This window comes from Bacteroides sp. AF20-13LB (assembly GCF_003603065.1).
In the GTDB taxonomy this organism is placed as follows: domain Bacteria; phylum Bacteroidota; class Bacteroidia; order Bacteroidales; family Bacteroidaceae; genus Bacteroides; species Bacteroides uniformis.
Window position 1 is genome coordinate 284,772 of record NZ_QTMH01000004.1, and the last position, 12,293, is coordinate 297,064.

At 49.5% G+C, this 12,293-nt stretch carries 8 protein-coding genes; 3 read left to right on the forward strand and 5 right to left on the reverse strand.

The genetic code is table 11. The features are described 5' to 3' along the window. Nucleotide 1: 1 nt before the first annotated feature. The 3 genes from DWX62_RS06270 to DWX62_RS06280 all read right to left on the reverse strand — a co-directional run bounded on the left by DWX62_RS06270 (nt 2) and on the right by DWX62_RS06280 (nt 4,195). Complete coding sequence (locus DWX62_RS06270; protein WP_005828314.1) at nt 2-1,171, reverse strand: NADH:ubiquinone reductase (Na(+)-transporting) subunit B; 1,170 nt, start codon at nt 1,169-1,171, stop codon at nt 2-4. A gap of 53 nt (nt 1,172-1,224) precedes the next feature. Further along, a complete protein-coding gene (locus DWX62_RS06275; RefSeq protein WP_008663256.1) occupies nt 1,225-2,574 on the reverse strand; it encodes a Na(+)-translocating NADH-quinone reductase subunit A in 1,350 nt (449 codons plus the stop codon). Nucleotides 2,575-2,794: 220 nt separating this feature from the next. Then, the gene (locus DWX62_RS06280; protein ID WP_117713465.1) at nt 2,795-4,195 is read right to left on the reverse strand and encodes a C1 family peptidase; all 1,401 of its coding nucleotides are present in this window, start codon (nt 4,193-4,195) and stop codon (nt 2,795-2,797) included. Between the two features lie 159 nt (nt 4,196-4,354). On the opposite strand from DWX62_RS06280, the gene DWX62_RS06285 reads away from it, so the two are divergent. The 3 genes from DWX62_RS06285 to DWX62_RS06295 all read left to right on the forward strand — a co-directional run bounded on the left by DWX62_RS06285 (nt 4,355) and on the right by DWX62_RS06295 (nt 9,702). Next, nucleotides 4,355-5,557 (forward strand): BamA/TamA family outer membrane protein, encoded by a 1,203-nt coding sequence (locus tag DWX62_RS06285; RefSeq protein WP_005828308.1) that lies wholly within the window; start codon nt 4,355-4,357, stop codon nt 5,555-5,557. A gap of 247 nt (nt 5,558-5,804) precedes the next feature. Then, entirely contained in the window at nt 5,805-6,995 is a 1,191-nt protein-coding gene (locus tag DWX62_RS06290) for a glycosyltransferase family 2 protein (protein ID WP_035448293.1), read from the forward strand. Between the two features lie 16 nt (nt 6,996-7,011). After that, nucleotides 7,012-9,702, forward strand: a complete 2,691-nt coding sequence (locus tag DWX62_RS06295) for an ATP-binding protein (RefSeq protein WP_120172651.1) — start codon at nt 7,012-7,014, stop codon at nt 9,700-9,702. Between the two features lie 23 nt (nt 9,703-9,725). Here the strand turns inward: DWX62_RS06295 and DWX62_RS06300 are convergent, their stop codons facing one another. Both DWX62_RS06300 and DWX62_RS06305 read right to left on the reverse strand, forming a co-directional pair. Further along, entirely contained in the window at nt 9,726-11,501 is a 1,776-nt protein-coding gene (locus tag DWX62_RS06300) for a biotin/lipoyl-binding protein (protein ID WP_025835515.1), read from the reverse strand. Between the two features lie 144 nt (nt 11,502-11,645). After that, nucleotides 11,646-12,149: an RNA polymerase sigma factor gene (locus DWX62_RS06305; RefSeq protein ID WP_005828302.1), complete on the reverse strand. Its 504-nt coding sequence runs from the start codon at nt 12,147-12,149 to the stop codon at nt 11,646-11,648. Between the last annotated feature and the right edge of the window lie 144 nt (nt 12,150-12,293).

Below are 12,293 nucleotides of genomic sequence, written 5' to 3' on the forward strand. Positions count from 1 at the left end.
TTTAATTGTTAGACTTGATTGCACGTTTCTCGCGACGGCTGATGTTACCCTGTACCACACAGTAGTCAATCAGCGGAGCGAAGATATTCATCAGCAGGATGGCAAGCATCATACCTTCGGGGTAACCGGGGTTGAGCACACGGATAATGATAGCCATGGCACCAATCAGGAATCCGAAGATATACTTACCGGTCTCTGTACGTGCCGATGTAACGGGGTCGGTAGCCATGAACACGGCACCGAAGCAGAAACCACCCAGCACGAGGTGTTCGTACCAAGGCATCTGTGCCATCGGAGTGTCGGGACCGATTGCATTGAACACCCATGCCATGAAGGCACCGCCTACGAATACGGAGAACATCGTCTTCCAGCTTGCAATACCCGTCCACAACAGCAGAATGGCACCCAGAGCGATGGCGATAACACTTGTCTCACCGATGGAACCCGGAATAAGGCCGGTCACCATGTCCCAGGAGAACTCCGGAACGGCTCCCGAGGTAGCGGCTGCACCCAACGGAGTAGCTACCGTCAGACCATCTACCGACTGTCCCAGACCGAAGATACTGTCGCCCGATACCCAAACGGCATCACCGGACATCTTCGTAGGATAAGCAAAGAATAAGAATGCACGGGTAATCAAAGCTACGTTGAACACGTTCATACCCGTACCACCGAATACTTCCTTAGCAAAAATTACAGAGAATGCAGTAGCCACCGCCAGAATCCACAACGGGCAGTCTACCGGAACAATCATCGGAATCAAGATACCGGAAACCAAGAAGCCTTCCTGAATCTCCTCCTTCTTCCACTGAGCCACTACGAACTCAATGCCGAGACCTACTACATAAGATACAATGATTTTTGGCAATACAGCCAGAAAACCGTAGATGAACATTTCCCAGAAGCCTCCGGCAGCACCGGTAGCGTGGAAATGCTGGTAACCTACGTTATACATACCGAACAGCAGCGCCGGTACTAACGCAATGACCACCATCGACATGATGCGTTTGCTGTCAATGGAGTCGTGAATATGCGTTCCCGATTTCGAAGTGGCATTGGGCACGAACAGGAATGTTTCGAAGCCATCAAACACCGAACGAAATGCGTGGAATTTGCCGCCTTCCTCAAAGTTCGGCTTTATCTTGTCGAGATAATTTCTTAACGCTTTCATTAATATATTTACGATTTTACGATTTACAATTTACGATTTGCCATACGCCCCGATTATGCCATTTCGGCACGAAGCATATCGAGCCCTGCACGTACGATGCGCTGCACTTCCACTTTGGAAGAACATACGAATTCGCAGAGAGCGAAGTCTTCGGGAGCTACTTCGTAGATGCCCAGAGCCTCCATACGGTCGATGTCACCTGCAATGATTGCTTTCACCAAGTATTCGGGGAAGATGTCCATCGGAAATACGCGGTCGTATTCGTTGGACATAATCATGTGACGTTCACCACCCTTGATACGGGCATCTATCACATATTCCTTCTTGCCCATCAACCAGCTGAAGTAAGAGCGGTTGACGCTGAACTGATTGAAACGCGGCATAATCCAACCCAACATTTCATGGATTTCATCTCCTTCGGGAATAACGGTCAATTGGCTGTCGAAAGAGCCGAGGAAGCCGTTCGGAGAAACTTTCTTACCGGTCAGCACGTTGCCGCTGATGTAGCGGAGGTCTTTGTCGGTAGTCACGTTACCTTTGAAAACGTTCGTCAACAGAGCGCCGACTTTCAGCTTGCAATAAGCGGGTTTCAACACTTCGGAACCCGTTACAGCCACCGTACGGGTCATGTCCACACGACCGGTATTCATCAGACGTCCGATGAAGAGTACGGCTTCGGCACTGATGGTCCAGACCGTTTCACTCTTCACTACCGGAGAGATGTGGTTAATCTGTACACCCACGTTGCCTGCCGGATGTGGTCCGTCAAAAGCTGTTACGGTAACGTTCTTTGCCTGCACAAGAGCAGCAGACTTTTGTTTTACACTAATACCCAGATACGTCTTTGCCATCTTTGACAAAGCGTCGAGTCCCGTCTGGAAGTTTGCTTCTTCTCCCTTCAGCGCGAATTCAAAATCGGGAGCCAGCGGATTGCTGTCGAAAGCCGAAATGAAGATAGCTTTCGGAGTTACCGTCGGATCAGCGATAACGTCGTACGGACGTTGGCGGATGAAAGCGAACATACCTGCTTGCAAAAGAGCTTCTTTTACTTGCTGGCCGCTCATCTTGGACGGGTCCATCTTGCCGAATTCCTCATAGTCTTGCTCAGTGGCAGCCTCTACGACGATGTTCAGCACCTTGCGGCGTGCACCACGCTCCACGCTTGTCACTACGCCGCTAACGGGCGAAACAAATTTCAATTCAGGATGATTCTTGTCGATAAACAAGGGTCCCCCGGCCATCACATATTCCTGCTCTTTGACCACCACTTTCGGAGTGATGCCTGTATAGTCATCGGGAACCAGCGAATAGAATCCCGGTTCCTTAACAGACACAAGTTCCTGGGCAGCAGCGCCTTTCAGGTTGATGTCAAGGCCTTTACGTAACTTAATTACATTTGCCATGCGTTTATTTAAAATAATGGTTTCATTAATTTGCCGCAAAAGTAGCAAAAAAGAACGTGAATAAAGAGTAAAAAAGAAAGGAATTACGGAGAAATTTCCGTAATCCCTTTCGTTAACGAACACGAGAACAAGGATTAGGGGTTAAGAATTAGGGATTAATACCCTGCGGAATCATAGTGCAGCCCACTAATCCTTAATCCCTAACCCCTAATCCTTATCATCACTTTTCTTCAGCGAACATCGGGTCCCATGCCGGCAGGCAGACGGGCTTTTGTTTAAACAGTTCCATCACTTTGGCGGGAACATACTTTGTCTCCACTACCAGACGGAACATGTATTCATTGAACCACTCGTCGGTCATGATGAGATGTCCCTGATAACCGGAAGCGGCTCCCCAACTGTTCTCTACCATCCATTTTACGGGCTTTCCGTCTTTGTTCAAGTCAACGGCCATCAAGGTCATGGCGTGGGAAGAGCCACTGGAGAAAGTCTGGATACGTTGCTTCTTGTCCATCCCGAAGGTGGTGCCCATCAGTGATTCGTAGTCATAGTTTTTCACATCGAGCAGACCGCGTTCGGAGTTCAGGAACTTGCCCACATCGCAAGAGAAGTACATCATGGTGCTGTCCTTCAAGGAGGCAATGGCCATCTCTTTGATCTCCTCTACGGGCAGGTTGACATAAGTCCAGTTCTTGCCGTCGTAACGGTGGCGGTCATAGTCTATTTCATAGCACTTGTAATACTCGCGACTGGGGTCGTTCATCAGCATTACGTAGTTGGTCAGCAGTTGTTTGTCTCCATATTTCTCAAGGAAAGACATGGGAGTGTGATGCTCTGTCTCCACAGGATTACCCTTGGCATCGTGGCGGACATAGTCGAACTCCGTGGGAGGTACACCGAGGTTCAGCACCAGCATGCGGTAGATGGTTCCGAGCATCGTAGTTTTCTCCTTCTCCAGAGCTTCGGGCTTGGCACCGGCGGCAGCCATGTCACGCAGTTGCAGACCATACTCTTTCAGCTTCAGAGAGATGAGGTTGGCCATGCGGGAGGTATTTTCACTGCTGTTTGTTTCGGGCATGGCATCTTTGGGAACAAGGCCGTATTTGGAAACAATGTCGGCCACACCGGTAAAGGTACCCCCATCGCTCAGCGGATGCTGGAAGAGCCATTCTACGGTCTTATCAGTCAGGGGACTCTTGGAGGTGTCGATGATGCCTTGCAAGAAGAGGTTTGCCTTCTCCAACTGGTCCCAGAAGAAGGGATAGACTTCGGAGAACTCGAAAGACTGGAAACCGTATTCGGCAAGAGTCTTGGCACGCATCACATTCAGCCCCGTAAACAGCCAGCAGCGGCCAGACGACTTCTGGTCGGTGATGCCTTTGGATTCTACCTTGATGGAGAAGTGGGTATCCATGCCCTGCATATTCTCCTGGTTGAGTGCCAGTTTACGGATGTCATTATTGCCTATGGCATTGCGGAGCGCCTTGTCGGCAGCCGTGCCTTGATAACTTTGCTTGATTTGTCCAAGCATTTCGGGGCTGATACCCCCTTTTCCCTCTTGTGCCTGCACAGAGAACAGTGCGGCACTCAGAACAATTACAGATAAAAATCGTTTCTTCATTCAGATTATGTGTTTTTAGTTATTGATGTCTTGCTTCGTGAAGCAGACAAAAGTAATGTCTTTTTTGATAATTTTAGTGACATCTTTAGATTTATTATCTATTACAGTGAAAACTATTCGGGATAAAATAGTTTCCTTTGCACCCACATTTCGTACGACATGAAAAGATATATACTAAGCATTATCGCACTGGTGCTGTTCGCCACCACCTTTTATGCCCAGGAACAGACTGCGGCCGCCACAAACGACAGCGTTCCTGCACTGACCAAAAAAGAACTACGCAAGCAAAAGGTAGCGCGTCGGAATCTGCATTACAATATTCTGGGCGGACCCAGCTACACCCCCGACTTCGGTGCCGTGCTGGGAGGAAGCGCCCTAATGACCTTCCGTATGAACCCCAGCGACACCACGCAGCTGCGCTCCGTAGTGCCCATGGCCATCGCCTTCATGTTCAACGGTGGCATCAATCTCTTCTCCAAACCGCAACTCTTCTTTAAGGGCGACCGTTTCCGTATCTTCGGAAAGTTCAGCTATAAAAATACGGAAGAAAACTTTTACGGCATCGGCTATAATACCAATAAAGATTATGTACGAAGCGACAGTACCAGCAAATACCGGTACAGCGGCGTGCAAATCAACCCCTGGTTCCTTTTCCGACTGGGCAACAGCAATATCTTTGCCGGACCTCAAATCGACATCAATTACGACCACTTGACGGAGCCCGGCAAGTTCTTGGTGGACGAACCCTCGTACAAAGAGGCAGGCGGTACGGCTAATGGCTATAACAACTTCAACTCCGGCCTCGGTTTCCTGCTGACATACGACAGCCGTGACGTCCCTGCCAACGCCTACCGTGGTATGTATCTGGATTTCCGCGGCATGATGTACGCCAAGTTCATCGGCAGCGACCAGACCTTCTACCGCCTAGAGATAGACTACCGCCAATACAAGTCACTGGGCAAGCGCAGGGTGCTCGCGTGGACGGCACAGACCAAGAACGTGTTCGGTGACGTCCCTCTGACGCAATATGCCCTCACCGGAACGCCTTTCGACCTGCGCGGCTACTACATGGGGCAATATCGCGACAAGTCCTCGCATGTGGTCATGGCAGAGTACAGACAGATGCTCAATACCGACCGCAGCACTTGGGTGAAGCGGATGCTCAACCACATAGGTTTTGTAGCCTGGACCGGCTGCGGCTTCATGGGCCCCACTCCCGGCAAGATAGAGGGTGTACTGCCCAACTATGGTGTAGGTCTACGCATTGAGGTACAGCCACGCATGAACGTCCGCCTGGATTTAGGCAAAAACACGGTAAACAACCAGATGTTGTTTTACTTCAATATGACAGAAGCGTTTTGAGTAACGCCCTGCCTACCTGCCCATCCCTTTCCTATGGAGAATGATGTTTGAAAGCCTTTAATCGCCTCTCACTCACAAGGTTATTCAAGCTCACCTCTATAGGAAGCTCACTTCCTTATAACATCGGAACACCTTGAGAAACAAACATTTTATTTTTCTTTTATTTTTCTTGCATCGGTAAAAGATTATCCATACTTTTGGCAATCACATTTCTTTTTATCAAAAAAGAAAGCAAACGAGCGGATACATGAAAGCCCTTGAAGTACTCTTCTGGATAAGTTTATTCATAGTGTTCTATACTTATATAGGATATGGTATACTATTATATATCCTGGTCAAGATAAAAGAATGTTTCCGTAAGCCTGCGCCCCGTCCGATGCCTGCCGACGATGCTTTACCCCCATTGACGCTATTTATCGCCGCCTACAACGAAGAAGATGTAGTGGATGAAAAAATGCGCAACTGCCTGGAGCTGGATTATCCCGCCGACAAGCTACGCATCCTCTGGGTGACCGACGGCAGCAACGACCATACCAACGAACGCCTCTCCCACTGGCCGCAAGCCATCGTCCTCCACCAACCCCAACGCCAAGGCAAGACAGCCGCCCTGAACCGCGGTATACATTTCGTAGAAACGCCCCTTGTCGTGTTCACCGATGCCAATACTCACCTCAACCGCGAAGCCCTGCGGGAGATAGTGCACGCCTTCACCGACCCTAAAGTGGGATGCGTGGCAGGCGAAAAACGTATCGCCGTGCAAAGCAAGGACAATGCTGCCTCGGGGGGAGAAGGGCTATACTGGAAATACGAATCCACCCTCAAAGCGCTCGACGCACGCCTCTATTCGGCAGTAGGCGCAGCGGGTGAACTGTTTGCCGTGCGCCGCGAGCTGTTCGAGGAAATGCAGACAGATACGCTGCTCGACGACTTCATACTCTCTCTGCGCATCGTCATGCAGGGACACACCATTGCCTATTGTGCCAATGCCTATGCCGTAGAAAGCGGCTCGGCAGACATGCGCGAGGAAGAAAAGCGCAAGGTGCGCATCGCTGCCGGGGGCTTGCAATCCATCTGGCGGCTGCGTCCGCTGCTCAACCCATTCCGTTACGGCACATTCTGTTTCCAATATATTTCCCACCGGGTGCTGCGCTGGTCGCTCACTCCTATCCTATTGTTCCTATTGCTTCCCCTCAACACAATTCTCATCTTTACGACAAGCACGCCATTACTGTATGCCATCATCTGGCTGTTACAAGCTCTTTTCTACCTCATGGGAAGTTGGGGGTACTACCTTTCAATGAAGCATATAAAAAACAAGATACTTTTCATCCCCTACTATTTCCTCTTCATGAACGTCAACGTCATACGAGGATTCAACTACCTGCACAAGCGCAAAGGCAATGCAAGCGGCGCATGGGAGAAGGCCAGAAGGGCATGAAACTAATACTGTAAGAATGAAAAACATTTTGAAACAAGCTGAAAACGCCGAGAGACTATTGAAGCTGACGTCAGATACCATGCTCCTTCTGAACCGGGACGGCATTTGCATGGACATCGCAGTGCACAATGTAAACCTTTGGTTCATGAAGGAAGAAAAGCTGCTGGGCAAGAATCTGTTCCAACTGATACCGCCGTCCACTTACTACCAAGTATATCCGGAGTTCAAGAAGGTACTGACGCAAAAGGTACGTTCAGTCCATAATTACGAAATGACACTGGGTCACACTACCTATTACTTTAAATGCATCATGTACCCGTACGACGGCATGGTCCTCTGCCAGTACCGCGACATCACAGAACGCAGCCAGCGCAAACTGGAACTCGAAAAGAAAAACCACGAGCTCAACGAAATACAAAAGGCCGCCCTCATCGGAAACTGGCAATACGATACCCAGACCCGCATATTCTGTTATGCAGGCCATACGGGCATCATGTGTTCGGAAGAGGTGCAGCACATCAATATGGACAATTATCTGGAACTCATCCTTCCTGAAGACCGGAAAAGCTTTACCGGCTGGATGAAAGAGAATCTGAAAGGCAAGATGGAAAACAGCGTGGACTACCGCATCTTCCTCCAAGGAAACATTTTCTATATCCGCCTCAAAGCGTTTGCCCGCGAACGGCAGAAAGACGGGAATGTCACTATAGAAGGATACATACAGAACATTACCGACATACAGAAACGGCGCAACGACATCAATCTGCTGACACATGCCATCAACAACTCCACCGAGGACATTTATTCGGCACACGAAGACGGCACGCTGATATTCTGCAACCGTTGCTTCAAGGAACGGCATGGCATCGGTAATGGCCAAGACATCACCCGGATGAAGATATACGACCTGCCCTCATACGGCAGGGATGAAACATCCTGGAAAGAGTTTGCCAACCGTGTCAAACGTGGAGAGACGAACCACGGATACATCGTCTACCATCCGCTGCCCAAGCGTCCGGAAGTACTCGCCATTGAAGGAAACGCTTATTGGGTGACAAGCGACAAAGGGGAAGGAACCATCTGGACATTCGGAAGAGACGTATCGACACGCATCCGGCATGAGCAGCAAATCAAACAGTTCAACCAGATTTTGGACAAAATCATCGAAAACCTCCCGGCAGGCATTGTTGTGAAGGACATCAACAACAACTTCAAGTACCTCTACCGCAACCGCGAATCATATAACCGCGAAATCCCCATACAAGAGGCATTGGAAAAGGATGACTTTGACTTTTATCCCCTGGATACTGCCCAGGAAAAGAGGGCGCAAGACATCGAAATAGCCAGAACCGGCAAAGAGATGCACTGGATTGCGGAAGAACGCGACGGAAACGGAAATCCCATCTATCTGGACAAACGGAAGATGAAGATTGAAAGCAACGACTTCTCCCCCATCCTGCTGAACATCGAATGGGACATCACGGAAATGGAACAGATGAAACGGGAACTGCTCGTAGCCAAGGAGAAAGCCGAGACCTCCGACCGGCTCAAATCTGCCTTTCTCGCCAACATGAGCCACGAGATACGCACACCGCTCAATGCCATTGTAGGCTTCTCACGAATTATTGCCGAAAGTACCGACGAGGAAGAACGGCTAGGCTATTACGAAATAGTGGAATCGAACAACGAACGCCTGCTCCAGCTCATTAACGAAATCCTCGACTTATCAAAAATAGAATCGGGCATCGTGGAGTTCACCATCACGCCCGTACGCCTCCATCCACTCTGCAAGGAGATACACGACGCACATATTTTCCGCTGTCCCGAAGGAGTGGAACTGATATACGAACCCTCTGACGAGAATATCGTGATTGACGGAGACAAGAACCGGATTTTCCAGGTCATTTCCAATCTGATAGGCAATGCCTTCAAGTTCACCACCACCGGGCACATCAGTTACGGGTATCGCCAGGAAGGCAAGTATGTAGCATTCCACGTCACCGATACGGGTATGGGCATTGCACCGGACAAGGTGGACCGGGTATTCGAACGTTTCGTCAAGGTGAACAACTTTGCCCAGGGCACCGGATTGGGACTTTCTATCTGCAAAACCATCATCGAACGTCTGGGTGGCAACATATCCGTCACTTCAGAGGTGGGTAAAGGCACCACATTTACTTTTGTTCTCCCGCTGGAATCCACCAGCAAAACAGAGGCGGAAAAGAAAGAAGAGGACAACCAGGAAACGACAGCAGAGACACACTCCACAGAGCAGAGGGGCAAAAATGCAGCCCCCGGAGATTCCCCGAAGAATGAAGAGGTCGGAGCACTCCCTACCCCTCCTTCCAAGACCATCCTGATTGCCGAAGATACAGAAAGCAACTTCATCCTAATTAACGCCATTTTAGGCCGACTCTATCGGCTGAAACATGCCAAAGACGGCATGGAAGCCGTAACGATGTTCGAGGAAGTCCACCCCGACCTCATCTTGATGGACATGAAAATGCCCAACCTTGGCGGAATCGACGCCACTCGCATCATCCGTGAACTGGTACCGGACATCCCCATCATCGCCCTTACGGCCTATGCCTACGAGCACGACAAGCAAGCTGCCCTGGAAGCAGGTTGCAACGACTTCCTTACCAAACCCTTCACTCAAGAAGTGCTGAAGGAAACCATCAAGAAATGGCTGGATGATAAAGGATGACTGAAAAACAGTCATCCTCCACTTTATGCAAAAATATCACTTCGCTGGATATAAGCAATCACATCCCCTTTATTGACCACATCCCCTTGCTTGGCACAGACTTCCACCACACGTCCGGTAAATCCGGTCCATATCTTCTCGTATTCGCCCCACGGCGTAGAGATGTAGCAGAACACCTCATCATGCTGGTACTTGCGTCCGATGAAAGGAGCAGAAGAAGGACCTTCGACGGAAACCTCCCAAAGCACTTGCCCCTTGGAAGGCGCGATTATCGGGTCTGCCTTGGCACGCTTCAGCTTCTTGATTTCTTCTTCCGAGTATCCGTTTTTGGCCATCGCCGCATCCTTGGCACGCTGCAGGTCATCCTCAAAACGTTTCTTGGCAACGCCGGATTTATAGTCGCGATACTGCCGGTCGTGCATGGCAAGCTCGAAGAGTTCCTCGTCATCATCGCCATATTCCCAACCGTTTTCGTCCATCTCTTTCCGGTATGTATCCAGAGCATCCGGGTAGTTCAGCTGCGGGTCCGTATCCACGAACTCAAAGCCTTTGGACTTAGCCAGTTCCACTATCTCGGGCGCTAAAGTACCGGGGAGGCGTCCACTCTTGCCCAGAATCATGTCCCACGTATGGTTGTCTATCATCGTCCAACGCTCCTCTCCCTTTACCTGCTGCATGAGGTTCATCAAAGCCACATTCTTCACATACTGGCTGAAAGGAGTCACCAAAGGAGGATAACCCAGCTTGGGCCATACATATTCCACTTCGTCGAACAGCATGACGAGCAGGTCGTCCAGACTGAGTTCCGGCTCGTTCTTACCGCGCAGTATCATGTTGATGCCGGAATGCACTCCCTTCAAGTCGGCCATCATGGAGCCCATCATGCCACCCGGCAAACCGCACTTCAGCAAGAGTGAGGACATATGTTTATTGGTGGGGTCCATGAAATAACCCAAGAACTCGTCAATGAACTCCTGCGTCATGGCACGGGCTTTCATGTAGGCTTTCATGTTTATGTCGGGCACTTGGAAACCCAGGTCTTTCAGCATGGCCTGCACGGAGATGATGTCCGGATGAACCTTGCCCCACGACATGGGTTCCATCGCCACATCGATGATGTCGGCACCGTTCTCACAGACTTCGAGAATGGAAGCCATGGAAAGTCCGGGACCGCTATGCCCGTGGTATTGTATCAGCACATCGGGGTGCTTCTCCTTAATGGTTCTGACAAGCTGTCCCAGCATACCCGGACGTCCGATGCCCGCCATATCCTTCAAGCAGATTTCAGGTGCCCCGGCTTCAATCAACCGGTCGGCAATACTGGCATAGTATTCCACCGTATGGACGGGAGAATACGTGATGCAGAGCGTAGCCTGCGGTATCATGCCCGCTTCCAGAGCATATTTGATAGAAGGAATTATATTCCGCGTCTCGTTCAATCCGCAGAAGATACGGGTAATGTCCACACCCTGGGCATGCTTCACCTTGTACATCAGCCGGCGCACATCTGCCGGAACGGGATACATGCGCAGTGCATTTAGCCCGCGGTCGAGCATATGCGTCTGTATGCCTGCTTCCCTAAAAGGTGCGGTAAAGGCGCGTACAGCCTTGTTGGGATTTTCACCATACAGAAGGTTTACCTGCTCAAAAGCTCCTCCGTTTGTTTCAACGCGTGCAAAACAACCCATTTCAACTATCAACGGAGCAATACGTACCAACTGGTCTACCCGGGGTTGATACTTACCGGACGACTGCCACATGTCCCGGTAAACAAGACTGAATTTAATTTCCTTTTTCATCATAGTCAATAATAAGAGATTTTCCTTCGGTTAACTTAACATATACAAATATAAAGGATTATTCTGACATATAGTCAAGAATAACCCTTAAAAATTCATCAGAAGCAATATGTTATATATCATATTGCTACTATCAAATTATTATCAGATGAAATCTTTCAATTCATCCTGCAACTTCTGGCGCGTAAAGAAGATGCGGCTTTTCACCGTTCCGAGCGGAAGGCCGAGGCGTTCGGCAATCTCGCGGTACTTGAAACCGGACACATGCATGGAGAAAGGGACTTTATAGTCGCGTGGAAGGGCATTGACGATGCGATGCATTTCTTTCAGGTCGTAGGCACCCTCGGTACTGGCAAAACCAGAGTCCTGGGGCATGCTGAGGTGATACTGATTGTCCGTCTGGTCCACAAAAGTCTGTTCGCGAACTATTTTCCGGTAATTATTGATAAAGATGTTGCGCATAATGGTATACATCCAACCTCTGAAATTGGTGTCGGGTTCAAATTTGTCTTCGTTATCCAAAGCCTTGAGAGATGTCTCTTGCAACAAATCATTCGCTTCTTCCCGGTCGGCTGTCAACTTGTATGCAAAGCGAAGCAGTTCTTCTTGCACTGCAAGCAAATCTTTTCTAAAACTGTAAGTATTCATACTTTGCTCAATTTTTAAATAGTTAATAATGGTTTAGGTTTTACGATTGCAAGTATAAGGAAGATTTGAAGCCCCGGGGGACGGAATACGGTTTTTATTAGGGGTGAAAACTATCATTTGACAGTTTACACCCCCTCTCTGATA